The organism is Arsenicicoccus cauae, from assembly GCF_043162025.1.
Classification (GTDB): domain Bacteria; phylum Actinomycetota; class Actinomycetes; order Actinomycetales; family Dermatophilaceae; genus Arsenicicoccus; species Arsenicicoccus cauae.
This window is the reverse complement of record NZ_CP171001.1, coordinates 60,811-87,476: the sequence shown is the minus strand read 5'-3', so window position 1 is coordinate 87,476 and position 26,666 is coordinate 60,811. Positions and strand designations below refer to the sequence as shown.

23 protein-coding genes are annotated in these 26,666 nt (G+C 70.2%); 14 read left to right on the top strand and 9 right to left on the bottom strand.

Annotated features, from left to right (window positions below):
• Positions 1 to 277: 277 nt before the first annotated feature.
• Positions 278 to 763 carry a GNAT family N-acetyltransferase gene (locus ACF3NS_RS00385; RefSeq protein WP_313716728.1) on the top strand — a complete coding sequence of 162 codons (486 nt, stop codon included), beginning with the start codon at positions 278 to 280 and terminating at the stop codon, positions 761 to 763.
• Positions 764 to 834: 71 nt separating this feature from the next.
• Here ACF3NS_RS00385 and ACF3NS_RS00380 read toward each other — a convergent pair whose 3' ends face one another.
• From ACF3NS_RS00380 to ACF3NS_RS00360, 5 genes are all read right to left on the bottom strand, one after another.
• Entirely contained in the window at positions 835 to 1,875 is a 1,041-nt protein-coding gene (locus ACF3NS_RS00380) for an NAD(P)-dependent alcohol dehydrogenase (RefSeq protein WP_154594654.1), read from the bottom strand.
• A gap of 77 nt (positions 1,876 to 1,952) precedes the next feature.
• Positions 1,953 to 2,078, bottom strand: coding sequence for a hypothetical protein (locus ACF3NS_RS00375; RefSeq protein ID WP_392467222.1), 126 nt, complete (start codon positions 2,076 to 2,078; stop codon positions 1,953 to 1,955).
• Positions 2,079 to 2,192: 114 nt separating this feature from the next.
• Positions 2,193 to 3,707 (bottom strand): DHA2 family efflux MFS transporter permease subunit, encoded by a 1,515-nt coding sequence (locus ACF3NS_RS00370; protein ID WP_392467220.1) that lies wholly within the window; start codon positions 3,705 to 3,707, stop codon positions 2,193 to 2,195.
• Between the two features lie 55 nt (positions 3,708 to 3,762).
• The gene (locus ACF3NS_RS00365) at positions 3,763 to 6,198 is read right to left on the bottom strand and encodes a sodium-translocating pyrophosphatase (RefSeq protein ID WP_392467219.1); all 2,436 of its coding nucleotides are present in this window, start codon (positions 6,196 to 6,198) and stop codon (positions 3,763 to 3,765) included.
• A gap of 73 nt (positions 6,199 to 6,271) precedes the next feature.
• Complete coding sequence (locus ACF3NS_RS00360; protein WP_154594652.1) at positions 6,272 to 6,649, bottom strand: 4a-hydroxytetrahydrobiopterin dehydratase; 378 nt, start codon at positions 6,647 to 6,649, stop codon at positions 6,272 to 6,274.
• 36 nt (positions 6,650 to 6,685) lie between these two features.
• Between ACF3NS_RS00360 and ACF3NS_RS00355 the strand changes: the two genes are divergently transcribed.
• From ACF3NS_RS00355 to ACF3NS_RS00325, 7 genes are all read left to right on the top strand, one after another.
• The gene (locus tag ACF3NS_RS00355) at positions 6,686 to 7,108 is read left to right on the top strand and encodes an NUDIX domain-containing protein (RefSeq protein WP_392467217.1); all 423 of its coding nucleotides are present in this window, start codon (positions 6,686 to 6,688) and stop codon (positions 7,106 to 7,108) included.
• 56 nt (positions 7,109 to 7,164) lie between these two features.
• On the top strand, positions 7,165 to 9,063 hold the full coding sequence (gene typA / locus ACF3NS_RS00350) for a translational GTPase TypA (RefSeq protein WP_392467215.1): 1,899 nt from the start codon (positions 7,165 to 7,167) through the stop codon (positions 9,061 to 9,063).
• A 242-nt stretch (positions 9,064 to 9,305) separates the two neighbouring features.
• Positions 9,306 to 10,313: an ABC transporter permease gene (locus ACF3NS_RS00345; RefSeq protein ID WP_392467213.1), complete on the top strand. Its 1,008-nt coding sequence runs from the start codon at positions 9,306 to 9,308 to the stop codon at positions 10,311 to 10,313.
• An 82-nt stretch (positions 10,314 to 10,395) separates the two neighbouring features.
• Positions 10,396 to 12,132: an ABC transporter substrate-binding protein gene (locus tag ACF3NS_RS00340; protein ID WP_154594648.1), complete on the top strand. Its 1,737-nt coding sequence runs from the start codon at positions 10,396 to 10,398 to the stop codon at positions 12,130 to 12,132.
• 136 nt (positions 12,133 to 12,268) lie between these two features.
• Entirely contained in the window at positions 12,269 to 13,282 is a 1,014-nt protein-coding gene (locus tag ACF3NS_RS00335) for an ABC transporter permease (RefSeq protein ID WP_288798569.1), read from the top strand.
• A gap of 19 nt (positions 13,283 to 13,301) precedes the next feature.
• Positions 13,302 to 14,381: an ABC transporter ATP-binding protein gene (locus ACF3NS_RS00330; RefSeq protein ID WP_154594646.1), complete on the top strand. Its 1,080-nt coding sequence runs from the start codon at positions 13,302 to 13,304 to the stop codon at positions 14,379 to 14,381.
• Positions 14,382 to 14,401: 20 nt separating this feature from the next.
• Positions 14,402 to 15,439 (top strand): ABC transporter ATP-binding protein, encoded by a 1,038-nt coding sequence (locus ACF3NS_RS00325; RefSeq protein ID WP_154594645.1) that lies wholly within the window; start codon positions 14,402 to 14,404, stop codon positions 15,437 to 15,439.
• Between the two features lie 290 nt (positions 15,440 to 15,729).
• Here ACF3NS_RS00325 and ppk2 read toward each other — a convergent pair whose 3' ends face one another.
• Positions 15,730 to 16,620 carry a polyphosphate kinase 2 gene (gene ppk2, locus ACF3NS_RS00320; RefSeq protein ID WP_154594644.1) on the bottom strand — a complete coding sequence of 297 codons (891 nt, stop codon included), beginning with the start codon at positions 16,618 to 16,620 and terminating at the stop codon, positions 15,730 to 15,732.
• A 155-nt stretch (positions 16,621 to 16,775) separates the two neighbouring features.
• Between ppk2 and ACF3NS_RS00315 the strand changes: the two genes are divergently transcribed.
• The 3 genes from ACF3NS_RS00315 to ACF3NS_RS00305 are packed head-to-tail and all read left to right on the top strand — an operon-like array spanning position 16,776 to position 19,976.
• Positions 16,776 to 17,699: a PIG-L family deacetylase gene (locus ACF3NS_RS00315; protein WP_154594643.1), complete on the top strand. Its 924-nt coding sequence runs from the start codon at positions 16,776 to 16,778 to the stop codon at positions 17,697 to 17,699.
• Positions 17,692 to 18,216 (top strand): flavin reductase family protein, encoded by a 525-nt coding sequence (locus tag ACF3NS_RS00310; RefSeq protein ID WP_288798570.1) that lies wholly within the window; start codon positions 17,692 to 17,694, stop codon positions 18,214 to 18,216. The genes ACF3NS_RS00315 and ACF3NS_RS00310 overlap by 8 nt, the downstream gene beginning before the upstream one ends.
• A gap of 47 nt (positions 18,217 to 18,263) precedes the next feature.
• Positions 18,264 to 19,976: a VanW family protein gene (locus ACF3NS_RS00305; protein ID WP_288798571.1), complete on the top strand. Its 1,713-nt coding sequence runs from the start codon at positions 18,264 to 18,266 to the stop codon at positions 19,974 to 19,976.
• A gap of 121 nt (positions 19,977 to 20,097) precedes the next feature.
• Here the strand turns inward: ACF3NS_RS00305 and ACF3NS_RS00300 are convergent, their stop codons facing one another.
• The 3 genes from ACF3NS_RS00300 to ACF3NS_RS00290 all read right to left on the bottom strand — a co-directional run bounded on the left by ACF3NS_RS00300 (position 20,098) and on the right by ACF3NS_RS00290 (position 23,244).
• Positions 20,098 to 21,273, bottom strand: a complete 1,176-nt coding sequence (locus ACF3NS_RS00300) for a low temperature requirement protein A (RefSeq protein WP_392467210.1) — start codon at positions 21,271 to 21,273, stop codon at positions 20,098 to 20,100.
• Positions 21,274 to 21,601: 328 nt separating this feature from the next.
• A complete protein-coding gene (locus ACF3NS_RS00295; protein WP_392467208.1) occupies positions 21,602 to 22,777 on the bottom strand; it encodes a zinc-dependent alcohol dehydrogenase in 1,176 nt (391 codons plus the stop codon).
• Positions 22,774 to 23,244: a hypothetical protein gene (locus tag ACF3NS_RS00290; RefSeq protein WP_392467207.1), complete on the bottom strand. Its 471-nt coding sequence runs from the start codon at positions 23,242 to 23,244 to the stop codon at positions 22,774 to 22,776. Before ACF3NS_RS00290 ends, ACF3NS_RS00295 begins: the two co-directional genes overlap by 4 nt.
• Positions 23,245 to 23,676: 432 nt before the next feature.
• On the opposite strand from ACF3NS_RS00290, the gene fdxA reads away from it, so the two are divergent.
• The 3 genes from fdxA to ACF3NS_RS00275 all read left to right on the top strand — a co-directional run bounded on the left by fdxA (position 23,677) and on the right by ACF3NS_RS00275 (position 26,566).
• Positions 23,677 to 24,003, top strand: coding sequence for a ferredoxin (gene fdxA / locus ACF3NS_RS00285; protein WP_154594639.1), 327 nt, complete (start codon positions 23,677 to 23,679; stop codon positions 24,001 to 24,003).
• A 9-nt stretch (positions 24,004 to 24,012) separates the two neighbouring features.
• Complete coding sequence (dapC, locus tag ACF3NS_RS00280) at positions 24,013 to 25,143, top strand: succinyldiaminopimelate transaminase (RefSeq protein ID WP_154594662.1); 1,131 nt, start codon at positions 24,013 to 24,015, stop codon at positions 25,141 to 25,143.
• 118 nt (positions 25,144 to 25,261) lie between these two features.
• The gene (locus ACF3NS_RS00275) at positions 25,262 to 26,566 is read left to right on the top strand and encodes a citrate synthase (protein WP_288798399.1); all 1,305 of its coding nucleotides are present in this window, start codon (positions 25,262 to 25,264) and stop codon (positions 26,564 to 26,566) included.
• Positions 26,567 to 26,666: the final 100 nt, after the last annotated feature.

Sequence of the window (26,666 nt, the reverse complement as noted above, 5' to 3'; positions counted from 1 at the left end):
CGGGGCGACGCAGGCGCGAGGTGCCGGGCCGGCGGGGTGGCGTGGGGGGAGTGGGCGCGACGTGCCGGGTCGGTGGCGGCCCGACCCCACCCGCCGACCGGAAGTGACCCGTCGGGTCAGGCTGAACGATCAAAGCGGCGGTCACGCGGCGTCTCTCGCCCCGTCAGGTCACTTCCTGTCGCTTGCCGGCGAGCCGGGCGGCGGGTTGGGGCGGTGTGGGAGCGGACCTGAGGTGCGGGTGCATGCGGGGGCGACTGGGCGACTAGGCTCGGCGTCCGTGATCGTGCGCCGTGCCACCCCTGCTGACATCCCCGAGATCGTGCGCCTCAAGGCGCTGCTGATGGAGACGGGATGGCCCTGGCCGGTCGCGGTCTCCGAGGACGAGGACTGGCGCCGGCGATGCGCCGAGGCGGCGGAGGTGCTGCTCGCGCGCGACACCTACGCCTGCTTCGTCGTCGACGTGGATCCCCTGGCGGGAGAGGGCGGCTCGCTCGCCGGGTGCGTCAGCGTGGCGGTGGAGCAGCACCTGCCCGGTCCTCGCGGGCGGGGCTTGTCGGCATACCTCTCGGACATGAGCACCGACGTCCCCCACCGCGGCCGGGGCATCGGCACCGCGCTGCTCGACCACGCGATGGCGTGGGCCCGGGAGCAGGGGGCGGGCCGGATCGAGCTGCACTCGACGGAGTCGGGGCGCCGGGTCTACGAGCGGGCCGGCTTCGAGGCGGACGGGCCGTTCCGGCATCTGGGCCGTCAGCTCGTCTGACCGCGACGCGCCCCCATCCGCCGAGTGGCCAGGCACCCTCGGATGCCTGGCCACTCGGGTGGAGCCGGAGCTCAGAAGGTCTTGGCGTCGATCACGAAGCGGTAGCGCACGTCGCTGGCGACGACACGGTCGTAGGCCTCGTTGATCCGGTCGGCGTCGATCAGCTCGATCTCGGCGGTGATGTCGTGCTCCGCGCAGAAGTCGAGCATCTCCTGGGTCTCGGCGATGCCGCCGATGCAGGACCCGGCCAAGGCCTTGCGGGCGGGGATCAGCGCGAACGCCGGCACCTCGAGCGGCTTGGACGGGGCGCCGAGCTCGACGAGCGTGCCGTCGTAGCGCAGCAGCGCGAGGTAGTCCGCCATCGGCAGGTTGACCGACACGGTGTTGATGATGAGGTCGAACGTGCCCGCGAGGGCCTTCATCTCGTCCTCGTCGGTGGTGTTGACGTAGTGCTGGGCGCCGAACGTCGCGGCGTCCTCGCGCTTCTTGTCCGAGTGGGACAGGACGGTGACCTCGGCGCCCATCGCGCTCGCGATCTTGACGCCGACGTGCCCGAGGCCGCCCATGCCGATGATGGCGACCTTGGTGCCCTCGGTGACGCCCCAGTGGCGCAGGGGGGAGTAGAGCGTGATACCCGCGCACAGCAGCGGCGTGACGGCGGCCTCGTCGAGGGACTCGGGGACGCGGACGACGAACTTCTCGTCGACGACCACGTGGGTGGAGTAGCCGCCCTGGGTGATCGTGCCGTCCTTGTCGACGGCGCCGTAGGTGCCGATGTTGCCCGCGAGGCAGTACTGCTCCAGGCCCTCCTCGCACGCGGCGCACTCCTGGCAGGAGTTGACCATGCAGCCGACGCCGACGAGGTCGCCGACCTGGTGGCGGCTCACGCCCGAGCCGACCTCGGTGACGCGGCCGACGATCTCGTGGCCGGGGGTGAGGGGGTACTGCTGGGCACCCCACTCGTTGCGGACGGTGTGGATGTCGGAGTGGCAGATGCCGGCGAACTCGATGTCGATGAGCACGTCGTGCTCGCCCACGTCGCGGCGGGTGATCGTGGACTTCTCGAGGGGGGCTCCGGCGGAGGGGGCCGCGTAGGCAGCAACGTCCATCATGCTCTGCACGATAATCCGCGTGGTTGAGCCGATCTCGTCGAGTCTGCTGGGCGAGACCCTCCCGTCCCACGCAGTGTTCACGTCGGCGTGCCCGCGCCGTCACCGCGCCGCCCGCCGGGCGAGACGCTCGTGCTCGACGTCAGGACCTCCGTCATGTCGCTGGCGGACCAACCGGCCAACGCGACGGGGGTCGCCACGCTCATGTGGCTGCTGCTCGGCCTGGTCGCTGGAGTCAGGGGACCGAGACGACCGGCGTCGCCGCAGGCCGGGACGGGTGGGGCGCACACCGCCGTGAGCGGTGAACGCCCGGTGCCGGGTCAGGCGCGCTGGTGGCGGGGCCGCTCGAAGGCCATGACGACGACCGCGCCGACGAGGATCACGGCGGCGGGGACCATCAGCGCGTCCCCCATGGCCGCGCTGAACGCCTCGGCGACCTGGGGCGGCACGGTGGCGCCCGACGCGCTCGTGGTGGGGGCGGTGGCCGAGGTGCCGGGCAGGTGAGCGGCGAGCCGGTCCTCCATGGCCAGCGCGATGGCGGCCGAGCCGAGCACCGCGCCGATCTGCCGGGTGGTGTTGTAGACGCCTGACCCGGCGCCCGCCTCGCGGCGGTCGAGGTTGGCGGTCGCCGAGGTGGACAGCGGCGCCCACATGAAGCCGTTGGCGACGCCCAGCAGCGCCGCCGGGAGCAGCAGCTGCCAGAGCGGGACGTCGGCCCGCAGCACGCCTCGCATCCACACCAGCGCCACGGCGTAGGAGACGAGCCCGATCCCGGCGAGCAGGCGCGGATGGGTCTGCGCGACGAGGCGGCCGACGACCGGTGCGAGACCGCCGGAGATGACCGCCATGGGCGCCATGAGCAGCGCGGCGGCGGTCGGCGAGAGACCACGCACGCTCTGTGCCCAGATCATGATGGGGAACATCGTCGAGGTGACCGCGAAGCCCACGGTGGTGATCGCCACGTTGGCGACGGAGAAGTTGCGGTCGCGGAACAACCGCAGCGGCACGAGTGGCTCGCTGCGCTGCCGCGCCTGCCAGACGACGAACCCGATCATGACGAGCACGCCGAGACCGATCAGCCGCCAGACGGTGATCGGGCCGGTGATGGTGGACCAGTCGTAGCTGTGGCCCTCCTCGATGCCGAAGACGATGCAGAACAGCCCCACCGCCGAGAGCACTACCCCGATCCAGTCGAACCGGTGCTGGTGGGTGGGGAGCATCGGGACGAGACGCCAGGCGAGCACCATCGCGAGGAGCCCCACGGGCACGTTGATGAAGAAGATCCACTCCCAGCCGAGGGTGTCGACGAGCACCCCGCCCACGATCGGGCCGACCAGCGTGGCCACACCCGCCACGGCGCCCCACAGGCCCATGGCCTGGCCGCGGGTCTGCGGGGTGAACAGGCGCGTGATGACCGACATCGTCTGCGGGCTCATGAGCGCTGCACCGAGGCCCTGCACGACGCGGGCCACGATGAGCCCGGTGATGGTGCCGGTCAACCCGCACCACAGGGAGGCGAGGGTGAAGGTCACGAGCCCGACGAGGTAGACGCGCTTGGGGCCGTAGCGGTCCCCGAGGCGCCCGGTGATGAGCAGCGGCACGGCGTAGGCGAGCAGGTAGGCGCTGGTCACCCACACCGCCTGCCCGATGTCGGCGTGCAGCCCGACCATGAGAGCGGGCATCGCCACGGTCACGATCGTGGAGTCCACCAAGATCATGAAGAAGCCCAGGCAGAGCGCCCACAGGGCGGGCCACGGACGGGCGGCGCGCGGGTCGACCGCCTCGGGAGCGGGCGGGGCGGTGGCGGGGGAGGGCCCCGGCTCGGGAGATGTCACCCGCGCAGCGTCTCACGCCCCACCGACAGACCCCGTGCGACCCGTTCCGTACGACTCAGACCGTCGCCGGACGGGTGCCGCCCTCCGGCGCCGGCTCGGGCTCGTCGTCGGAGGCGCCGGAGCCGCCCGAGATCCGCATGCCGTAGAAGGAGCGGTAGACGAAGTAGGCCGAGATCACGAAGAACACCGCGGCCAGCGAGTGGGTGAGCACCGTGCCCGACGAGGCGGTCAGCTGCACGGCCAGCTCGACGGCCAGCAGGCCGAACAGGGTCGTGAACTTGATGACCGGGTTGAGCGCGACCGAGGAGGTGTCCTTGTAGGGGTCGCCGACCGTGTCGCCGACGATCGTCGCGTCGTGCAGCGCGGTGCCCTTGGCGTGCAGGTCGACCTCGACGACCTTCTTGGCGTTGTCCCAGGCTCCTCCCGCGTCGGCCATGAAGATCGCCTGGTAGAGACCGAACAGCGCGATCGAGATGAGGTAGCCGATGAAGAAGAACGGCTCGACGAAGGCGAACGCGAGGGTGGAGAAGAAGACGCCGAGGAACATGTTGAGCATGCCCTTCTGCGCGTACTGCGTGCAGATCTCGACGACGCGGGTGGAGTCGGCGGCACTCGCCTTGGTGGCGCCGTCGAGGTGGATGTTGTCCTTGATGAACTCGACCGCGCGGTAGGCGCCGGTGGTGACCGCCTGGATGGACGCCCCGGTGAACCAGTAGATCGTGGCGCCGCCGGTGATCAGGCCGAGCAGGAACGGCGGGTGCATCAGCGAGAGGTGGATCATCTGGTCGGTGCGACCGCCGGTGAGCGCCATGATGATCGAGAAGATCATGGTGGTGGAGCCGACGACCGCGGTGCCGATCAGGACGGGCTTGGCGGTGGCCTTGAAGGTGTTGCCGGCGCCGTCGTTCTCCTCGAGGAAGTACTTGGCGCGCTCCCACTGCACGTCGAAGCCGTGCTCGGCGCGGATCTGCTCGGCCGCGCCGGGGACCTCCTCGATGACGGACAGCTCGTAGACGCTCTGGGCGTTGTCGGTGACCGGTCCGTACGAGTCGACCGCGATGGTCACCGGCCCCATGCCGAGGAAGCCGAACGCGACCAGCCCGAAGGCGAACACCGCCGGAGCGATCATCAGCCCGCCGAGCGCGATCGTCGAGATCAGGTAGGCCCCACCCATGAGCCCGACGATGGCGATGCCGAGCCAGTATGCCGAGAAGTTGCCCGCCACCAGACCGGAGAGGATGTCCAGGGAGGCGCCGCCCTGCCGTGAGCTGGTCACGACCTCCCGCACGTGTCGGCTGTGGGTGGAGGTGAAGACCTTGACCAGCTCGGGGATGAGGGCACCGGCGAGCGTGCCGCAGGACACGATCGTCGCCAGCTGCCACCACAGCCCGGTCCCGAGGTCCGCGACCAGGGCCCAGGACGTGACATAGGTCAGGACGATGCACACGGCCGAGGTCAGCCACACCAGGGCTGACAGCGGCGTCTCGAAGTTCATCCGGTCCAGGTGCGAGTAGCGGCGGCCGGCCATGACCTGGTTGCCGGCGTAGGACAGGCCGGACGCGATGACCATGACGGCGCGGATGACGAAGATCCAGACCAGGAGCTTGACCTGGGTGGCCGGGTCGTGGACCGCCAGCAGGATGAAGGTGATCAGGGCGACCCCGGTGACGCCGTAGGTCTCGAAACCGTCGGCCGACGGGCCCACCGAGTCGCCGGCGTTGTCCCCGGTGCAGTCGGCGATGACGCCGGGGTTGCGGGCGTCGTCCTCCTTGATCTTGAAGGCGATCTTCATCAGGTCCGAGCCGATGTCGGCGATCTTGGTGAAGATGCCGCCCGCGATGCGCAGCGCGCTCGCCCCGAGCGACTCACCGATCGCGAACCCGATGAAGCAGGCGCCTGCCAGCGACCCGGGGACGAACAGCATGATGACCAGCATCATCAGCAGCTCGACGCTGATCAGCGCCATGCCGATGGACATGCCGGACTTCATGGGTATCTCGTAGACGGGGTAGGGCTTGCCGCGCAGAGCCGCAAAGGCCGTGCGGCTGTTGGCGAAGGTGTTGACGCGGATGCCGAACCACGCCACGGCATACGACCCGCCCATCCCGACCAACGAGAACGCGAGGACGACGAGCACCCGACCGAGCGAGTAGTCCATGAGGAAGGCGAAGTAGGCCACGATCACCGCGGCGATGAAGACCCACAGCATCAGCAGGAACCGACCCTGCTGGACGAGGTAGGCCTTGCAGGTCTGGTAGATCAGCTCGGACACCTCGTGCATCGACTCGTGCACGGGCAGCCGCCGCAGCTGGCCGTAGGTCACGACGCCGAAGCCCAGGCCGAGCAGGCACACCACGATGCCGCCCATCAGCAGCGAGTGGCCGCTGATGCCGCCGAGGAAGTCGACCGACCCGAGGTCGGGGAGGTGGAGGTCGGCCTCGCCGGAGGCCGGGACGCGAAGTGGGGGCGCAAGGACTGTGTGCACCTGCATGATCGGCTCGATCCGAGAACGTCGTCGTTCAGCTGTCGCTGGCCACCGATTCCGTCCAGTGGCACCTACGACACTACCGAGGGCCCGTGCTCGGGCCAGGCGCGGGGGTACCCCTCCGGCGGCCGTCGTCGTCCGCGTCGCCCGCGGTCGTGACGCGGGCCCCGGTCGCCTCGGCGCGCTGGCGGATGCGGTGGGCGAGCTCGACGTCCAGCTGCGTGATGCCGTCACGCCAGTGGGTCCACAGCTCCCACCGGGTCCGCGCCATACGGATGTCGACGAAGGGGTGGTGGTCCATCTGCTCGGCCTCGTCGGCGACCCACTCGACCAGCCGCACCGCCTCCAGGAAGGACGGCGACTCGTAGGTCGCGACCAGGTGCCCCTCCACGCGCTCCCACCCAGGCAGGTCGCGTAGCTGACGGGCGATCTCCTCGTCGTCCAGCAGTCGGCTCATGCGGACATCATCGCCTCTCGGGGCAGGATGGGCCGTATGCCGGAACCCATCGCCGTCGTCGGGGCCGCGCTCCTCGACGACCTGTCACGACCGCGGTTGCTGCTGGCCGCACGCCGCACCGAGCCCTCCCACCTCGCGGGCGGGTGGGAGCTGCCCGGCGGCAAGGTCGATCCCGGCGAGACCGAGCTGGAGGCGCTGCACCGTGAGCTGCGCGAGGAGCTCGGCGTCGACGTCGTCGTGGGGGAGGAGGTCACAGGTCCCCGCCCGGACGGTCGGTGGGTGCTGAGCGAGCGGTACGCCATACGCGTCTGGACCGCGCAGGTCAGCGGGGGACAGGTGAGCCTCCTGGAGGACCACGACGAGCTCCACTGGCTCGCCGCAGGCGAGCTGACCAGCGTCCCCTGGCTGCCCGCTGATCTGCCGATCGTCGAGGCGGTGGGTCGGCTCCTCGGGCCGTGAGCGGGGGCGCGTCACGAATGGTCGGGGCAGGTCCCCCGGGCTGAGACAATGGAGGCATGGCCCAAAAGACCCGCGGCGACATCCGGAACGTCGCCATCGTTGCTCACGTCGACCACGGCAAGACGACTCTTGTCGACAAGATGCTCTGGCAGGGGGGTGCCTTCGGCGAGCACGACCACGTCGACGAGCGGGCCATGGACAGCGGTGACCTGGAGCGCGAGAAGGGGATCACGATCCTCGCCAAGAACACCGCGATCCACTACAACGGCCCGTCTGCGTCGGAGTTCCCCGAGGGCGTGACGATCAACATCATCGACACCCCGGGGCACGCCGACTTCGGTGGCGAGGTCGAGCGCGGCCTGTCGATGGTCGACGGCGTCGTCCTGCTCGTCGACGCGTCCGAGGGCCCGCTGCCCCAGACGCGCTTCGTGCTGCGCAAGGCGCTGCAGGCCAAGATGCCGGTCGTGCTGTGCATCAACAAGGTCGACCGCCCGGACTCGCGGATCGCGGAGGTCGTCGACGAGGTCTACGAGCTGTTCATGGACCTGGACGCGGACGAGCACCAGATCGAGTTCCCCATCGTCTACGCGTCGGCCAAGTCCGGTGTCGCCTCGGTCGAGCGGCCCGCGGACGGCGGCCTGCCGGACAGCCCCGACCTGGAGCCGCTGTTCAAGACGATCATGGAGACCGTCCCGGCCCCCACCTACGACGACGAGGCGCCGCTGCAGGCGCACGTCACCAACCTCGACTCGTCCAACTTCCTCGGCCGCCTCGCGCTGCTGCGCGTCTTCAACGGCGAGATCCGCAAGGGCCAGCAGGCCGTGTGGTTCCAGCACGACGGCTCGTCCAAGCAGGTCAAGATCACCGAGCTGCTGGTCACCGAGGGCCTCGAGCGCAAGCCCGCCGACAAGGCCGGGCCCGGCGACATCATCGCCATCGCCGGCATCGCGGACATCATGATCGGCGACACCATCGCCGACCCCGACGACCCGCGCCCGCTGCCCGTCATCACCGTCGACGAGCCCGCGATCTCGATGACGATCGGCACCAACACCTCGCCGCTCGTCGGCAAGGAGCGCGGCACCAAGGTCACGGCGCGCCTCGTCAAGGACCGCCTCGACCGCGAGCTCATCGGCAACGTCTCCCTGCGCGTCCTGCCCACCGAGCGCCCCGACGCCTGGGAGGTCCAGGGCCGCGGCGAGCTGGCGCTCGCGATCCTCGTCGAGCAGATGCGCCGTGAGGGCTTCGAGCTGACCGTCGGCAAGCCGCAGGTGGTCACCCGCGAGGTCGACGGCAAGCTGCACGAGCCGACCGAGCGCCTCACCATCGACACCCCCGACGAGTTCCTCGGCGCGGTCACCCAGATCATGGCTGCCCGCAAGGGCCGCATGGAGCAGATGACCAACCACGGCACCGGCTGGGTGCGCATGGAGTTCCTCGTGCCCTCGCGCGGCCTCATCGGCTTCCGCACGGAGTTCCTCACCGAGACGCGCGGCGCCGGCATCGCCCACCACGTGTTCGAGGACTACGAGCCGTGGTTCGGCACCATCTCCACGCGCCAGTCCGGCTCGCTCGTCTCGGACCGCGCGGGCGCGGTGACGTCCTACGCGATGGTCAACCTGCAGGAGCGCGGCACGCTGTTCGTGGACCCGACCACCGAGGTCTACGAGGGCATGATCGTCGGCGAGAACTCCCGCGCCGACGACATGGACGTCAACATCACCAAGGAGAAGAAGCTCACCAACGTGCGCGCCTCCTCCGCGGACAACTTCGAGAAGGTCGTGCCCCCGCGCAAGCTCTCGCTCGAGCAGTCGCTGGAGTTCTGCCGCGAGGACGAGTGCGTCGAGGTCACCCCGCAGCACGTGCGCATCCGCAAGGTCGTCCTCGGCGCCACCGAGCGCGCCCGCACGGCCGCCCGCGCCCGCTCCGAGGCCAAGCGCGAGCAGGGCCAGTGATCCCGGGCCCCTGATCGTCGGGGGCAGCGCGTATGCCGACAGCCGGTCACCCTCCCTCGGCGCGGGGGTGACCGGCTTCGTCATACGGCCGGTCGGGGCCACCAGACCCAGGTCACGATCGGGACACGGTGACGGCCGGGGACTGTCGTCGGGGAGGCACTGTCCTTAGTGTCACCAGCACCCGCGCCCCTCGGCCGCTCAACCGGGACAGGCGCGGGCCCGCTCTCGAAAGGCCGCCGTCGATGTCAACCTCGCCCACCCATGCCGATCAGGCGGGGATCGCCGTCGATGTCGCGCCCGCGCAGGGAGACGACATCAAGGGGCGTTCTCCGTGGCAGCTGGTGTTCGCCCGTCTGCGTCGGGACCGCGTCACGATGGCCGCGCTCGTCGGCTCGGTCGTGGTCGTCCTGCTCGGCGTCGTCGCCCCCGTCCTGACCTCGGCGGGCGTGCTGGACCTCAGCAACCACGAAGAGCTCGTCCAGGACCTCGGCTCGATGCCCTCCGGGTCCATGGGCGGCGTGACCGGCGACCACTGGCTGGGGGTCCAACCGGGCACGGGACGGGACCTGCTGTCCCTGATCCTCTCCGGCATGACCACCTCGCTGCTGGTCGCGGTCTCGGCCACCGGCGTGGCCATCCTGCTCGGCACCATCATGGGGCTGGTCTCGGGCTTCGCCGGCGGTCGCACGGACTGGCTCATCAGCCGCGTGATCGACCTCGTCCTGTCCTTCCCGCAGACGCTGATGCTGCTCTCCCTGCAGACCGTCATGGTCACCTGGATCGCCGACCTGGTCGGCATGGCCGACACGGCGTCCACACCCAAGCTGCTCTTCATCATCACGGTGCTCGGGTTCTTCGGCTGGCCCTACTTCGCCCGCATCGTCCGCGGCCAGGTCATGTCGCTGCGGGAGCGGGAGTTCGTCGAGGCCGCGCGCTCCCTGGGCGCCCGCCCGTGGCGGCTCTACACCAAGGAGCTGCTCCCGCACCTGTGGGCGCCGATCCTCGTCTACACCACGATGATCCTGCCGCAGAACATCGCGCAGGAGGCGGCCCTGGGCTTCCTCGGCGTCGGCGTCCCGCCGCCCACGATCTCGCTCGGCACGCTGCTCAACGACTCCATCAACTACGCGCTGCCGGACCCCGCCTACTTCCTGTTCCCCGGACTCGCCGTCTTCCTCATGGTCTTCGCCTTCAACATCCTCGGCGACGGCCTGCGGGACGCCCTCGACCCCAAGGCTGACCGGCAGTGACCCATCCGCTGCCGGCGGGGCGTTCCTCATCGCACCATCCCATCACCGCACCCCCGCGGTGGGCACCTTCAAAGGAGTAGTCATGAAGCGCACGACGAAGGGCTCGCTCGCCGTCGCCCTCGGCACCGCGGCGACCCTGGGCCTCGCGGCCTGCGGTGGCGGAGCCAGCACGACGACGTCGTCCAGCCAGGCCCCGGCCGCCAAGGGCGGGACCCTGACGGTCCTCAACCTCGGGCCCAAGGAGCACCTCGACCCGCAGCGCATGTACGTCGGCGCGGACATCCTGTTCGGCTCGCGCACCTACGCCCGCACCCTGACGACCTACACCCCCGGCAGCGACGCCAAGATGGTGCCGGACCTGGCCACCGACACCGGGCAGATGTCCGACGCGGGCAAGACCTGGAAGTTCACCCTGGTCCAGAACGCCAAGTGGCAGGACGGCAAGCCCGTGACCTGCGAGGACGTCAAGTACGGCGTCTCCCGCACGTTCGCCCAGGATGTCATCACCGGTGGCCCCAACTACGCGCTGACCTTCCTGGACATCCCGACGAAGCAGACCCCCGACGGCGAGGTGCCGGCCTTCAGCGGCCCCTACAAGTCGGACGCCGCCGGTCAGGCCGCGTTCGACAAGGCCGTGACCTGCGAGGGCCAGACCATCACCTTCAAGTTCAAGAAGCCGTGGACCGACTTCAACATGAACAACGCGGCCCTGACAGCGTTCGCGCCCTTCCGCAAGGACAAGGACCAGGGCGCCAAGTCCGACTACCAGGCCTTCTCCAACGGCCCCTACATGCTCGAGGGCACCTACGACCCCAACAAGGGCGGCACCTGGGTGCGCAACCCCAACTGGTCGGCCGACTCGGACAAGGTCCGCATGGCCTACCCCGACAAGATCGTGGACGTGCAGGGCATCCCGGTCGACACGACCTACCAGCGCCTGATCGCGGACGCCGGGGAGGACAAGACGGCCATCTCGGCGCTGCAGGCGCAGGCCGCGTCGCTGCCGCAGATCGCCGGCAACCCGACCGCCAAGTCGCGCTCGATCAACGTGCCGGCCCCCTACGTGGACTACCTTGCGCCCAACTTCAAGTCCAAGACGATGTCCAACCCCAAGATCCGCCAGGCCTTCGCCATGGCCACCAACCGCAGCGCCTACATCACGGCCTACGGCGGCCCGACGGTCATGACCCCGTCCTTCGGCATGTGCAACAAGGAGCTGAAGTGCGCCAAGGACTTCAACCCCTTCGGCAACCAGCCCAACGGTGACGTCGAGGGCGCCAAGAAGCTCCTGCAGGAGGCCGGGGCGCCGTCGCCGCTGCCGATCACCGTCGTCTATCGCAAGCGCGGCAACGCCGACAAGGCGCTGACCGCCCTCAAGGAGACCTGGGACAAGGCCGGCTTCAACGTCACCCTGCAGCCCATCGCCGAGAAGTACTACGCGACGATCCAGGCCCCCGGCATGGTGGACAAGGACGTCTTCTGGGCCGGCTGGGGCGCGGACTGGCCGTCCGGCTCGACCGTCCTGCCGGCGCTGTTCGACGGCCGCGTCAACATCTCGGCCGGCGGCTCCGGCCAGGACTACGGCTACTTCAACGACCCCGAGGTCAACGCCAAGATCGACGAGACCTATGGCATCCAGGACGAGGCGCAGCGCGAGAAGGCCTGGGGCGACGTCGACGAGATGATCGGCAAGAAGGGCGGCTACGTCTCCCTGGTCAACCAGAAGTTCACGTTCATGCGTGGCTCGGGCGTGAAGGGCTTCGAGGTCAACTCCCAGATGGGCGGTTACCCCGACCTGGCCCGGATCGCCGTCAAGTGATCCAGACCGTATGACGCAACGCGGGGTGCGGCGCCACCTGGTCGCCGCACCCCGCCGCGGCATACGGGCTCGTCCGTCTGACCAGCCCACGCTCCCGAGAGGCGGTGAGGGCGCCACGACCTGGCGCTGACGCCCGATGATCTTCTACATCCTGCGACGACTGGCCACCGCCGTCGTCATGCTCCTCATCGTGACCCTGGCGACCTTCCTCGTGTTCTACGCCGCCCCCGAGGACCCAGCCCGGCTCACCTGCGCCAAGAACTGCACGCCGGCCGTCATCGAGGGCAACCGCAAGTTCATGGGCTTCGACAAGCCGGTCCTCGCGCAGTACGGCGACTTCCTCAAGGGCATCGCCGTGGGACGGGACTACCCGGCCGACGAGGAGCTCCGCAAGGCGGCGCCACAGCTCGCCAGCCACTGCGACGCACCCTGCCTCGGCTTCTCCGTGCTCAAGAGCAAGTCGGTGACCGACATCCTCAAGGAGACGCTGCCGATCACGGTCTCCATCGCGCTGGCGGCGTTCGTGCTCTGGATGGTCGTCGGCATCGTGGGCGGCATCCTGGCCGCGCTCAACAAGGGCAAGGTGGTCGACCGCGTCGTCGTCGGCCTCGCCCTGGTCGGCTACTCGCTGCCGACCTTCTTCATCGGCCTGCTGCTGCTCACCTTCGTCGCGATCAAGTGGCAGGTCGTGCCCCCGCCGGCCTACGTGCCGTTCACGCAGAGCCCCCTCGCGTGGGCCCAGGGCCTGATCCTCCCGGCCATCACGCTGGCGTGCATCTTCGCCGCCCAGTACGTCCGGCTCACCCGCGCGTACATGATCGAGACGATGTCCGAGGACTACATCCGCACGGCGCGCGCCAAGGGCGTCAAGCGGCTGCCGATCATCCGGCGCCACGGGCTGCGCGCCGCACTGACCCCGATCGTCACGGCTGCGGGGCTCGACCTCGGGGGCCTGCTCGGCGGTGCCGTCATCACCGAGTCGGTCTTCAACTTCCAAGGGATGGGGTGGACCGCCGTCCGCGCCATCACCGAGACCGACCTGCCGGTGATCGTCGGCATCGTGCTGGTCGCCGCCTTCTTCATCGTCCTGTCCAACCTCGTCGTCGACGTGCTCTACGGCGTCATCGACCCGCGCGTGCGGCTGACCTGAGGCGAGGAGACCAGCCCAGATGACACCTTCCACCACGTATGCCGGCGAGCGGACCCCCTCCCGCAGCGGCGCGGCGCCATACCTCCAGGTCACCGACCTCCAGGTGCACTTCCCGACCGAGGACGGTCTCGTCCGCTCGGTCGACGGGCTGACCTTCTCCGTCGACAAGGGCCAGACGCTCGGCATCGTCGGCGAGTCCGGCTCCGGCAAGTCCGTGACGAGCCAGGCCATCCTCGGGCTGCACCGCGGCAGCCGGGCCCGGCTGGCCGGGTCGGTGCGCCTCGACGGCCAGGAGCTGCTCGACCTGCCCGAGTCAGAGCTGCGCGAGCTGCGCGGCAGCACGATGGCCATGATCTTCCAGGACCCGCTGTCGGCGATGCACCCCTACTACACGGTGGGCGCCCAGATCGTCGAGGCCATCCGGGTGCACCACGCCGACGTGTCCAAGAAGGCCGCCAAGGAGCGCACCAAGGAGCTGCTGGCCCGTGTGGGGATCCCCAACCCCGCCAAGCGCGTCGACCAGTACCCGCACGAGTTCTCCGGCGGCATGCGGCAGCGCGCCATGATCGCGATGGCGCTCGCCAACGACCCCTCGCTGCTCATCGCGGACGAGCCCACCACGGCGCTCGACGTCACGGTGCAGGCCCAGATCCTCGACCTGATGCGGGACCTCCAGCAGGAGTTCGGCTCGGCCATCATCGTGATCACCCACGACCTCGGCGTCGTCGCCGAGATGGCCGACGAGGTGCTGGTGATGTATGCCGGCAAGGCCGTGGAGCGGGGCCCGGTCGACGACGTGTTCTACGCACCCCAGATGCCCTACACCTGGGGGCTGCTGTCGTCGATGCCCCGGCTCGACCGGGTCCGCCAGGCCAGGCTGGACCCCGTGCCGGGCAACCCGCCGTCGCTGATCCGCGTGCCGGCGGGCTGCGCGTTCCACCCCCGGTGCGCCTATCGCGAGCACGTGCCGCAGGACCGCTGCACCACCGAGGTCCCGGAGCTGCTGCCCGCCCAGCAGTCCGACCACCTCGTCCGCTGCCACCTCATGGAGGAGCGGCGACGCGAGCTCTTCGAGACCCACGTCAAGCCGCGGCTGTGACCGGGAAGGACCACACCAGCATGAGCACCGCCGTCACCCCGTCCTCCGCGCCCGCACCTCGGCCCGGTGCAGAGCCGTTGCTGCGGGTCACCGACCTGCAGAAGCACTTCCCACAGTTCCGCCAGACCCTGGTCAAGCGCCCCGACGCGCCCGTCAAGGCCGTCGACGGCGTCTCGCTCGAGCTGCGCCAGGGCGAGACCTTGGGTCTGGTGGGGGAGTCCGGTTGCGGCAAGTCCACCGCCGGACGCACCATGCTCAAGCTCCTCGAGCCCACAGGTGGCCGCATCGAGTTCGACGGCGAGGACATCACCGACGCCAAGGGCGCACGCCTGCGTCGCCTGCGCCGCGAGATGCAGATGGTCTTCCAGGACCCCTACGGCTCCCTCAACCCCCGGCACACGATCGGCTCGATCATCGCGGCGCCGTTCGAGATCCAGGGGATCAAGCCCGAGGGCGGCGTCAAGCGCACCGTCCAGGGCCTCATGGAGCGCGTCGGCCTCAACCCCGAGCACTACAACCGCTACCCGCACGAGTTCTCCGGCGGGCAGCGCCAGCGCATCGGCGTCGCTCGCGCGGTGGCTCTGCGCCCACGCCTGGTCGTCTGCGACGAGCCGGTGTCCGCGCTCGACGTGTCGATCCAGGCCCAGGTCGTCAACCTGCTGGAGGAGATCCAGGACGAGCAGGGCATGGCCTATGTCTTCATCGCTCACGACCTGTCCGTGGTCCGTCACATCTCCGACCGCGTCGTCGTGATGTACCTCGGCAAGGTCATGGAGGAGGCCGACCGCGACGAGCTGTACGAGCGGCCGCTGCACCCCTACACCCACGCGCTGCTGTCGGCCGTCCCCGTCCCCGACCCCCGCCACCAGGAGCGGCGCGAGCGGATCCTGCTCAAGGGTGACCTGCCCTCGCCGCAGAACCCGCCGTCGGGCTGCGTCTTTCGCACCCGCTGCCCCAAGGCCGAGGAGCGCTGCGCCGCGGAGGTGCCGCTGCCGGTCGAGGTGGCTCCCGGCCACCGCGTGGCCTGCCACTTCCCGGAGCTGCGCGCCGTCGTCTGACGCCCCCGTCTGGGCGTGCGTCCTCCGTCTGGGGTTGCGTGCTCCGTCTGGGATTGCGTCCCTGGTCTCGTGCTCCAGCGCAAGACGGGGGATGGCTGGAGAGACCGGCGCGGCCGTCCCAGACGTCAGTCGTCCAGGGAGCCCGCGCCGTGGACTCTGCCTCGCCTCCGGGCCTCGCTCGTTCCCCGCCCGTTCCTCGCTCGGGTCCTCGGCTCAGTCGTCCACGGGGCCCGCGCCGTGGACTCTGCCTCGCCTCCGGGCCTCGCTCGTTCCTCGCTCGGGTCCTCGGCTCAGTCGTCCACGGTGTCGATGCCGCGCCGCACCAGCAGCGGGTCCGGGTCGAACACCACGTCGGTGTCCTTGCCGTCGTAGTCGAACTTGTTGAGGAAGTAGCGCATCGCGTTGATGCGGCCGCGCTTCTTGTCGTTGGACTTGATCGTGATCCAGGGTGCGTAGTCCGTGTCGGTGGCGGTGAACATCGCCTCCTTGGCCTCGCCGTAGCGGTCCCACTTGTCGAGCGACTCGAGGTCCATCGGCGAGAGCTTCCACTGCCGGACGGGGTCGATCTGGCGGATCGCGAAGCGGGTCCGCTGCTCGCTCCTGGACACCGAGAACCACAGCTTGGTCACCGAGATCCCGGACTCGACCAGCATCTTCTCGAACACCGGCGCCTGCTGCATGAACTGGGTGTACTGCTCGTCGGTGCAGAAGCCCATGACCCGCTCGACGCCGGCGCGGTTGTACCACGACCGGTCGAACATGACCATCTCGCCGGACGTGGGGAAGTGCTGGACATAGCGCTGGAAGTACCACTGCCCCAGCTCGGTCTCGGTGGGCTTCACGAGCGCCACGACCCGGGCGTACCGCGGGTTGAGGTGCTCGGTGAAGCGTTTGATGGTGCCGCCCTTGCCCGCGGCGTCGCGCCCCTCGAACACCAGGAGGTGCTTGCTGTCGGTCTGGCGCGTCCACTTCTGGAACTTCAGGAGCTCGACCTGCAGGAGGTACTTCTCGATGTCGTACTGCTCGCGGTCCAGGCGCTCGTCGTACGGGTAGTCCTCGCGCCAGGTCTCGACGGGGTTGCCCAGAGGGTCGATGAGGTCCGGGTCCGAGCCCTGGTCGTCGCGCACCGTGTACCCCTGCTCGTGGAGCGTGGCGAGGTACTCACGGAAGTTCTGCTGCATGGGATCTCCAGCCGGGTCGGGGTCTGCGGGGAGCATAGGCCGGGGTTCGTGAACGCGATGTGAACGGCAGCCCGCCCGATCGCGGGGCCCCGGTGAAGGCCCGCCAGGAGCCGTGTCGCGCCACCGACCCGTGGGGACGAGTAACGTTCTGCGGGATGACCGTCACGCGCTCCCTCGACGACCTGTCCCTGCGGCGGGTCGTCCTCGTCCATGCCCATCCCGACGACGAGTCGCTGTGGACCGGGGTGGTGACGGCGCACCTGGTGGCGCAGGGTGCCGAGGCTCACGTCGTCACCTGCACCCTGGGGGAGGAGGGCGAGGTGATCCCGCCCGACCTGCGTCACCTCGAGGGTGACGGGCCGGCGCTCGCGGCGCATCGGCGGGGGGAGCTGGCGGGGGCCATGCGCGTGCTCGGCGCCACCTCGCACGTCCTGTCCGCCGGGTCCGAGGGGCGGCCGGGGCTGCAGGGGGCGGCCGGGTCCGAGGGGGGCGGCGGGCCGGGTGCGCGCTGGCGCGACTCCGGTATGGCGGGAACCCCGGCCGCGGGCCACCCCGACGCCTTCGCCTCCGCAGGAGGGGCCGCCGTCGAGGCGCTCGCCGACCTGCTGCGCGAGCTGCGTCCGGACGGCGTGATCACCTACGACCCGCACGGCGGCTACGAGCACCCGGACCACGTCGCGGCGCACCGGGCGACCCTCGCGGCGGTGGCGTCGCTGGCGGTGCGAGGCGACCTCGAGGCCCCGCCGCACGTCCTGCAGGTGGTGGTGCCCCGGTCGTGGGCGATGGAGGACCGGGCCTGGCTCGCCGAGCACGTCCACCGCACGGACGTCGTGGTGCCCGGGCCGGACGATCCCTATCCGCCGTCGGTGGTGCCCGACGACCTCGTCACCCACGTGGTGGTCGACCCTGCGGCGGCCCGCGTCCAGGCGTCCGCGCTGCGCGAGCACCCGACGCAGGTGACCGTGCACGACGGCTACTACGCCCTGTCCAACGACATCGCCACCCGGCTCGCGGGGCGCGAGGCCTTCGTCCTCGTCGACCCGCCGGCCGTCACGTCCACGGGAGGACCTGATGAGTGAAAGCGCGCCGCAGGCGCCGGTGCCCACCCCGCCGCCGGACCGGGACGTGTTCCGCCGGGCGATGGGGCGGTTCGTGACCGGGGTGTCGGTGCTGACGACCTGGCAGGACGGGGTCGACCACGCCATGACGGCCAACGCCATCACGTCGGTCTCCCTGGATCCCCTGCTCCTGCTCTGCTGCGTCGAGCAGGAGGCGCGCTTCCACGACGTGGTGCTGGAGACCGGGGTGTGGGGCGTCAATGTCCTGCCGGCCGAGTCCCGTTCGCACGCAGCGTGGTTCGCCACCAGGGGGCGTCCGGTGCATGGCCAGCTCGACCGGGTGGCGCACCACCGCGGCGCCAACACGGGGGTGGCGATCTTTGACGACGTGCTCACGGCGGTGGAGTGCCGCACCACGCAGGTGGTGCCGGCGGGGGACCACTCGATCATCATCGGTGCCGTGGTCGGGCTCGAGGTGCCGGCGCACGCCGGGGAGGCATTGACCTACTACCGTGGCGCGTTTGGTCACTTGTCGTGACGGTGGACGACGTAACGTGTCCCTGACCGTCTGATCCAGGAGTTGTGATGGCTGCTTCCCTCTCCGGGACGAGGCGCTCGGGCACCGCTGTGCTCGTGCGTCTGCTCGTCTCGCTCGCCGTGCTCCTGGGGCTTTATGCCGGCCTCGCGGCGATCCTCACCCGGCAGGCGCCCGCGGGGTCACGCGTGGGCGGGGTGTCGATCGGCGGCATGGACCAGGCCACCGCCCAGCGCACCCTCACCGAGCGGCTCGCGCCCCTGACGACCAAGCCGATCACGCTGCGCTCCGGCGAGCGGAGCGCCACGATCGACCCCCGCGCGGCGGGGCTGTCCGTCGACGTGCCGGGCAGCCTGACCGGTCTCACGCGCTTCTCGCTCGACCCGCGCGACGTGGTCGCCCACCTCACGGGTGGGAGCGACCGGGACGTGCGGGTCGACGTGGACGAGGAGGCGCTGGACGCAGCCCTCGACAAGGCCCGGGCCACCCTCGACGTGTCGGCGACCGACGGTGCGCTGTCCATCGCCAAGGGGGCCATCGAGGCCAAGGACGCGGTCGTCGGCCGTCGCCTCGACGTGGCCCGCACCCGCTCGCAGCTGCTCGAGCAGTGGCCCCGCACCACGACGACGGACGCGGTGATGCAGGAGCAGCAGCCCGCCATACCGCAGAAGGCCGTGGACCAGGCCGTCGCCACCGTCGCCCGACCGGTGCTGGCCGGCCCGGTCACCGTCACGGACGGCACCCACAAGGGCGTGCTGGCCCCCGCTCAGCTGGCGTCGGTGATCGCGTTCGCCCCCAAGGACGGGACGCTCGCCCCACAGGTCGACCAGGACAAGCTGGGGCGGCTGCTCGTCGGGGTCGCCCCGGGCATCGAGACGCCGCCCGTCAACGCCGGCGTCCGCCTCGTCGACGGCCGTCCCCAGACCGTCCCCGGCCGCAATGGCACGGAGGTGCCCGCCGAGCAGCTGTCCACCGCCGTGCTCGGGGCGGTCGCGTCACCCACCCGCACGGCGACCGTCAAGGCCCAGCCCGTGGAGCCCGGCATCAGCACCGAGGACGTCGCGCGGTGGGGGATCAAGGAGGTCATCTCCCGCTACGACGCCGACCTGCCGTACAACCCCAACCGCACCGCCAACATCCGGCTCGCGGCGGGCGCCATCGACGGCACGGTCATCAAGCCGGGGGAGACCTTCAGCCTCAACGGCATCGTGGGGGAGCGCACCCCGGCCAAGGGCTACCGCGACGCGCTGATCATCCAGGGCACGCGCTACGTGCGGGACACCGGTGGCGGCGTCTCGCAGGTCTCCACCTCCGTGCTCAACTCCGCCTTCTTCGCCGGCATGGAGCTGGTCGAGCACCGCGCCCACAGCTTCTACATCACCCACTACCCGGAGGGCCGCGAGGCGACCGTCCACTGGCCCGACCTCGACAACAAGTGGCGCAACGACAGCCCGTACGCCGTGCTGGTGCACTCCTGGGTCGAGGACGGGGTGCTGAAGTTCGAGCTGTGGAGCACCAAGCGCTACGACGAGGTGAAGTCCCTCAAGAGCCCCCGCCGCAAGGTCGTGCCGCCGCGCACGATCGAGGACGACAGCCCCACCTGCCAGCCGCAGGTGCCCGTGCCCGGGTTCGAGGTCACGATCACCCGCCAGATGATCAAGGGCGGCCAGGTCGTCAAGACCGACGGCTTCGACACCCACTACGACCCTCAGGACAAGGTCCGCTGCACCGGGCCGGTCAAGGGCCAGGTCAAGCGCACCTGACCCTCGCCCTGCGGCCGAGCCAGCTCCGGCCGTATGACGCGCACCAGGCCGCTGTCGTCGTCCTCACCGGCACCGACACCGCGATTGCGAGGACTGGTGACGGGGCAGTGGAGTTCTGGCCTTAGCGGACTTGGCCGGCGGCTGCGGGACCGATCCGCGGCTGTCGCACGAGTTCCCACGTCAGGCGCAGGGCGCCGACCGCGGTGAGAGCCGTCAGTACTGACCAGGCGGGCATGGTCAGTGCTGGCGGGATGATGAGCAGGGATGCGGCCGCCGTGAGGAGGCGGTCCGGCACGAGCTGATGGTGATCGCGCCATCGGTAGGCGACATCGGCGGCGTAGAACAGGCCCACCCCGCCACTGAGGGCGATGGCCGGCAGCAGCGGTAACGGGTCGGACACGTGCTCGAGCGCCGCGCTGGCACCGAAGCCGAAGAAGCCGACCCCGGCGACCAGGGGAAGGTGGAGGTAGCTGTAGGCGTCGCGGGCCAGTCGGGCGCGTTCGGGCCCGTCGGCGTCTTTGAGGCGCTGCTCGGCGCCGGCGGTCAGACCGAAGTAGGTCCACCACAACGAGGCGGCGATCAGGACTCCGAGGACGGCGGCGGCGAGCACGACCGGTTGCTGCAGGTGCGCGCTGGCCCCGGTGCCCAGCCCGACGACGGCTTCACCGAGCACGATGATGATGATGTTGCCGTGGCGCTCGACGAAGTAGGAGGGCACCACCCGGAAAACCTCGACCCCGGCCACCAGGGGTCCGCCGAAGTCGATGATGGCTGCACCGATCCAGAGCAGCTCTCGGTAGGGGGATGAGAAAGCGGCGGCGACCGCGATCAGGACTGGTCCGATGATCAGGCTCGGGGCCAGCCGCAGTAGGCCTGCACGGAGGTGTTCGTCGTCGTCGGAGGCGGACACGACGAACATGACCAGGTGGATGACGCGGATGGCGAGCAGGGCAAGCCCGAACACGAGGGCTCCGGTGCTGAACGCGGTCGGGAGTGCGCTTGCGGCCAGCAGCATCGCAGCCATGGCGGCGATGACCAGGCCGCGAGATACCACCCGAGTCGTGGTGACGGTGTTGGTGAGCCAGGTGTAGCAGGCCCAGGCCCACCACACCGCCAGCAGGCCGAGCACACCATGACCGAAACCGCGCCACGAAACGTCGTCCCGCAGCAGCTCGGTCAGCTGCGACATGGCGTACACGAACACCAGGTCGAAGAACAGCTCTAGGTTGCCCACCGACCCGCTACCGCTGTCCCGCGCGTCGGCCTCGCTGCCCGGCGGCTCAGAGTCCTCTGACACCCGCGAAATCATCCCCCTTCAAGCCCGGAAATTCCACACCCGAACCGATGGTGCTGCCGTGGTGGATCACGTGAAGGCGTGCACAGGTTCAGGGAGAGGTGACAGGCAGGGCCTGCTGGCTCGGCCTGATCTCATGCCCCGGCACACGACACCGGGGGAGTCCTGCTCTTCGCGCTGACCGGACTGCCCGGACTGACCGGGCTGCGCGCTTGGGCAGGGTCACAGCATGTCTAGTGGTCGCGGTGCGCTCGGCGGCGGAAACGCACGGTCCAGAGGATCCAAGTCTTCGCGGGTCAGCTCCACGTCCAGTGCTGGCTCACTGCGCGGGTCATCGGTCGAGTTGGAAGACGGCCCGGACGCAGCCGTCCTGCTTGTTCTTGAACATCTCGTAGCCGTGGGGTCCTTGGTCCAGCGGCATGATGTGGGTGGCGAGATGCTCGGTGGAGAGCTCACCGTCGGCGATGTGCTGCAGGATCTGGGGGATGTAGCGATGGCCGTGCTGCTGGGCCCCGCGCACGGTCATCCCCTTGTTCATCATCGCACCGAGCGGGAACTTGTCGACGAACCCGCCGAAGACTCCGAGGATGAAGAGGCTGCCGCCCTTGCGGCAGGCGTAGATCGCCTCCCGTAGGGCGGTGGGCCGGTCGGACTGGAGCCGCAACTGCTGCTTGACCTGGTCGTATAGGTAAGCCGGGCCGGTTCCGTGCGCTTCCATCCCTACTGCCTCGATGACGACGTCCGGGCCGCGGCCGCCGGTGCGTTCCTTCAGTTCGGCCACGATGCTGTCCTCGGTGTAGTCCAAGGTGTCCGCACCGATGTGTTGCCGGACTTGGGCGAGGCGTTCGGGGAGCCGGTCGATGACGATGACCTGCTCGGCGCCCATCAGCATCGCGCCGCGGGCGGCCATCTGTCCGACCCCGCCGGCGCCCCACACCGCGACCGTGTCGCCCGGGGTGATGCCGGCGCCGTCGGCGCCGGTCCAGCCGGTCGGGGCGGCGTCGGAGGCGAACAGGGCCGCCAGGTCCGACACCCCGTCCGGTACGGCGAACGCGCCCTGGTCGGCGTAGGGGACCCGTACGTACTCGGCGTGGCTGCCGGCGAAACCGCCCAGCATGTGGCTGTAGGCGAAGCAGCCGCCGATGGCGCTGCCCCACATCCCCTCGCTCAGGCCCGGGTTGGGGTTTCCGTTGTCGCACAGTGAGTACATCTTCTGGGAGCAGTACCAGCACTTCCCGCAGGCGATGAACGAGCAGACGGTGACCCGGTCGCCGACCTTGTGGTTGCGGACGCCCTTGCCGACCTCGGCGACCTCGCCCATGAACTCGTGGCCGAGCACATCACCGGCGCGCATCGACGGGATGTACCCGCCGAGCAGGTGCAGGTCTGAGCCGCAGGTGGTGCTGAGTCGCACCTTGAGGATGATGTCGTGGTCGTTGAGGATCTTCGGGTCCTCGACGGTCTCCACCGACGTCTTGTTGACGCCGGTCCAGCACAGCGCCTTCACAGCACTCCCTCCCCGCCGGCGCGCCGGGTGACGACCTCGATGAGCTTGCCGGTCGGGGTCGACGAACGGTGGCCGTGCGGGGTGGGATCCACCCGCAGCACCTCCCCGACCTCGACCAGCTGCTTGGACTGACGCAACGCCGATCGGACCTGCTGGCGCGGATCGTGGCCGCTGACCCGGGCGCGCGCTGCCCGCGGGCCGGTCGGCTCGGGCACCCGCAACCGGGCGGCAAGCTCGGTGCCCTTTCCGCCAGGGGCCGGCCGGACCTGGACCTCGACGAGGTCACCCAACCCCGCCAACGGACCGGGCACCTGCCCGTTCGGCATGACCTCCTCCTGGCTGCGGTTGAGCGTGACGCTGTGCCACCGCCCCGTGGACTCCTCGCCGGCGGATTCGCGCGACGATCGAGCAGCGCGGCGGGCGACGACCCCGCCGGCGGCTGCGCCGGCCAGGACCACAGTGATCATTGCTCGTCTCATGTGCACCTACCTCTAGGAGGGTGGCGGGTGCCGAGGTGCCGGGTGTCGAGCCGGCAGTCAGCCCCGCCAACGGTATGCGGGACCCGTTGTTGCGGCAACGTCGCGGCATCGCCGTGGCGACGGCGAGCAACCCCACCCGGGCCGCGCGGGGCTTCCACGAACCCGTGGCCTACCACCCCTCAGGTGATCAGCCTGCTCTCGCATCGACCAACCCCGAACGCCAGCGCCCGGCCTGCGGCTGTCAGCGTCCAGACCTCCACCGCGCAGCCCGCCGTCGTGCCCGGCGGGTTCGAGTGCGTGGCCCAGCCGAAGTTGTTCGGCCACACGATCACCAGAGCGGCGAGACGAGGCTCGTCGCACGGCACGGGACGGCATAGTGTGGTCCCGATACACCCCCGCCCCTCCGGAAGGTACTGAGCAATGACCTACGTGATCGCCCAGCCGTGCGTCGACCTCAAGGACAAGGCCTGCATCGAGGAGTGCCCTGTCGACTGCATCTACGAGGGTGAGCGCTCGCTCTACATCCACCCGGACGAGTGCGTGGACTGCGGCGCCTGCGAGCCCGTCTGCCCCGTCGAGGCCATCTACTACGAGGACGACGTCCCCGAGCAGTGGACCGACTACTACAAGGCCAACGTGGAGTTCTTCGACGACCTCGGCAGCCCCGGCGGCGCCGCCAAGATGGGCCTGATCAAGAAGGACCACCCGATCATCGCCGCCCTGCCCCCGCAGGCCCAGGACGCCTGACGCGTGGTGCTGCCGAGCCGCTTCGCGCTGCCCGACTTCCCCTGGGACGCGCTGGAGCCCGCCAAGGCCCGCGCCGCCGAGCACCCCGACGGCATCGTCGACCTGTCCGTCGGCACCCCTGTCGACCCGACCCCGGAGCTGGTGCGGCGGGCGCTGACCGACGCCTCGGACGCCCACGGCTACCCGCAGACCCACGGCACCCCGGCGCTGCGCGAGGCGGTGGCCGGGTGGTTCGAGCGGCGCCGTGGCGTCCCCGGCCTCGACCCGGCCGGGGTGCTGCCGACGGTGGGCTCCAAGGAGCTCGTGGCCTGGTTGCCCCTCCTGCTCGGCCTCGGGCCGGGCGACCAGGTCGCCATCCCCTCCGTGGCCTACCCCACCTACGACGTCGGCGCGCGGCTCGCCCGCGCCGAGCCGGTGGTCGTCGACCTGGCGGGCGACCTGCCGCAGGCAGGTGGCATACGGCTGCTCTGGGTCAACTCGCCCAGCAACCCGACCGGCGCCGTCCACGACGTCGACACCCTCGCCCGCGTCGTGCGGTGGGCGCGCGAGCGCGGGGTGGTCGTGGCGAGCGACGAGTGCTACGCCGAGCTGGTCTGGGACGAGGACGCGCTCGTCGACGGGCTGCCGCGGCCGGGGCACGTCCCGAGCATCCTGGACCCGCGCGTCAGCGGCGGGTCGACCGAGGGGCTGCTGGCGTGCTACTCGCTGTCCAAGCAGTCCAACCTTGCGGGCTACCGCGCGGCCCTGGTGGCCGGTGACCCGCGCATCGTCAGGCGGCTGCTGGAGATCCGCAAGCACGCCGGGATGATCGTGCCCTGGCCGGTGCAGGAGGCCATGCGGGTCGCCCTCGGCGACGACGCCCACGTGGCCGAGCAGCGGGCCCGGTATGCCGAGCGGCGCGCCGCCCTGCTGCCGGCCCTGCAGGGCGCCGGCCTGCAGGTCGACCACTCCGAGGCGGGGCTGTACCTCTGGTCGACCCGCGACGAGGACTGCTGGAGCACCGTCGACGCCTTGGCGCAGGACGGGATCCTGGTCGCACCCGGCGCCTTCTACGGCGCCGCGGGCGCGCGGCACGTCCGCATCGCCCTCACCGCCTCGGACGAGCGGATCGAGGCAGCGGTCAGGCGTCTCAGCCGCTGAGCGGGCCGTCACCTGCCGCCTGGTCGGGCCGATCCTGATTCGGGACGTTCGCCCCACCTGCGGTAGCGTCCAAGCACCGAAGGACCGTGGTGTCCACGGCCCCCCAAGGAGGAAACCCATGACCAGTGATGCCGGCAAGGCCGTCCTGACCGACGGCGGCAAGAGCATCGACCTGCCCATCACGCAGGCCACCGAGGGCAACAGCGGGTACGGCATCGGCAAGCTGCTGTCCGCGACCGGCAACACGACGCTCGACCCCGGCTTCACCAACACCGCGAGCTGCACCTCGGCCATCACCTACATCGACGGTGACGCGGGGATCCTGCGCTACCGCGGCTACCCGATCGAGCAGCTGGCCGAGAAGTCCAGCTTCCTCGAGGTCGCGTACCTCGTGATCTACGGCGAGCTGCCGACGGGCGAGCAGCTGGAGAGCTTCGAGCGCGGCATCACCCGCCACTCGCTGCTCGACGAGCGGATGCGTGACCTGTTCCGCTGCTTCCCCCGTCGCTCCCACCCCATGCCGGTGCTGTCGGCCGGCGTGATGGCCCTGTCGACCTTCGCCGTCGACACCGTCGACCCGCTGGACCCCGAGCAGGTCGAGGGCGCCACCGTGCGCCTGCTGGCCAAGCTGCCGACGCTGGCGGCCTACGCCTACAAGAACTCCGTCGGCCAGCCCTTCCTCTACCCCAAGAACTCCCTGGGGTACGTCGAGAACTTCCTGCGCCTGTCCTTCGGCTACCCCACCGAGACCTTCGAGGTCGACCCGGCGGTCGCCAAGGCGCTCGACGTCCTGCTGATCCTGCACGCGGACCACGAGCAGAACTGCTCGACGTCCACGGTGCGTCTGGTGGGGTCGGCCCAGACCAACATCTACTCCTCCATCGCGGCGGGCATCAACGCGCTGTCGGGCCCGCTGCACGGCGGCGCCAACCAGGCCGTCCTGGAGATGCTCGGCACGATCCGCGACAAGGACGGCGGCGACGTCCAGCGCTTCGTCAAGGACGTCAAGGCCAAGAAGGACGGCGTCAAGCTCATGGGCTTCGGCCACCGGGTCTACAAGAACTACGACCCGCGCGCCGCCATCATCAAGAAGCACGCCGACGAGATCCTCAAGTCCTCCGGCCGTCAGAACGAGCTGCTCGACATCGCGCTCGCCCTGGAGGAGGTCGCCCTCACGGACGACTACTTCAAGGAGCGCAAGCTCTACCCCAACGTGGACTTCTACACGGGCCTGATCTACGAGGCCATGGGCTTCCCGGTCAACTACTTCACCGTGCTGTTCGCGCTCGGGCGGCTGCCGGGGTGGATCGCCCAGTGGCGCGAGATGATCACCGACCCGGCCACCAAGATCGGGCGCCCACGCCAGGTCTACGTCGGCGAGACCGAGCGCACCTACCCGGGCTACGTGGCGCCGCAGGCCTGAGCCTTCGACTCCACCCTCCGCAGGGCCATCTGTCTGCACGGCGGGTGGCTCTGCGGCGTTGCGCCCCCTCCTCGCCCCTCCCTTCGTCCATGGGTCACCA

Bases quoted from the DNA above. Each gene is read 5' to 3' on its own strand.
- ACF3NS_RS00330 (WP_154594646.1), top strand. From the start codon at position 13,302: ATGACACCTTCCACCACGTATGCCGGCGAGCGGACCCCCTCCCGCAGC.
- ACF3NS_RS00290 (WP_392467207.1), bottom strand. From the start codon at position 23,244: ATGATCACTGTGGTCCTGGCCGGCGCAGCCGCCGGCGGGGTCGTCGCC.
- ACF3NS_RS00345 (WP_392467213.1), top strand. From the start codon at position 9,306: ATGTCAACCTCGCCCACCCATGCCGATCAGGCGGGGATCGCCGTCGAT.
- ACF3NS_RS00360 (WP_154594652.1), bottom strand. From the start codon at position 6,649: ATGAGCCGACTGCTGGACGACGAGGAGATCGCCCGTCAGCTACGCGAC.
- ACF3NS_RS00365 (WP_392467219.1), bottom strand. From the start codon at position 6,198: ATGCAGGTGCACACAGTCCTTGCGCCCCCACTTCGCGTCCCGGCCTCC.
- ACF3NS_RS00325 (WP_154594645.1), top strand. From the start codon at position 14,402: ATGAGCACCGCCGTCACCCCGTCCTCCGCGCCCGCACCTCGGCCCGGT.
- ACF3NS_RS00335 (WP_288798569.1), top strand. From the start codon at position 12,269: ATGATCTTCTACATCCTGCGACGACTGGCCACCGCCGTCGTCATGCTC.
- typA (WP_392467215.1), top strand. From the start codon at position 7,165: ATGGCCCAAAAGACCCGCGGCGACATCCGGAACGTCGCCATCGTTGCT.
- ppk2 (WP_154594644.1), bottom strand. From the start codon at position 16,620: ATGCAGCAGAACTTCCGTGAGTACCTCGCCACGCTCCACGAGCAGGGG.
- ACF3NS_RS00315 (WP_154594643.1), top strand. From the start codon at position 16,776: ATGACCGTCACGCGCTCCCTCGACGACCTGTCCCTGCGGCGGGTCGTC.
- ACF3NS_RS00340 (WP_154594648.1), top strand. From the start codon at position 10,396: ATGAAGCGCACGACGAAGGGCTCGCTCGCCGTCGCCCTCGGCACCGCG.
- ACF3NS_RS00380 (WP_154594654.1), bottom strand. From the start codon at position 1,875: ATGATGGACGTTGCTGCCTACGCGGCCCCCTCCGCCGGAGCCCCCCTC.
- ACF3NS_RS00375 (WP_392467222.1), bottom strand. From the start codon at position 2,078: ATGAGCGTGGCGACCCCCGTCGCGTTGGCCGGTTGGTCCGCCAGCGAC.
- ACF3NS_RS00305 (WP_288798571.1), top strand. From the start codon at position 18,264: ATGGCTGCTTCCCTCTCCGGGACGAGGCGCTCGGGCACCGCTGTGCTC.
- ACF3NS_RS00275 (WP_288798399.1), top strand. From the start codon at position 25,262: ATGACCAGTGATGCCGGCAAGGCCGTCCTGACCGACGGCGGCAAGAGC.
- ACF3NS_RS00355 (WP_392467217.1), top strand. From the start codon at position 6,686: ATGCCGGAACCCATCGCCGTCGTCGGGGCCGCGCTCCTCGACGACCTG.
- ACF3NS_RS00310 (WP_288798570.1), top strand. From the start codon at position 17,692: ATGAGTGAAAGCGCGCCGCAGGCGCCGGTGCCCACCCCGCCGCCGGAC.
- fdxA (WP_154594639.1), top strand. From the start codon at position 23,677: ATGACCTACGTGATCGCCCAGCCGTGCGTCGACCTCAAGGACAAGGCC.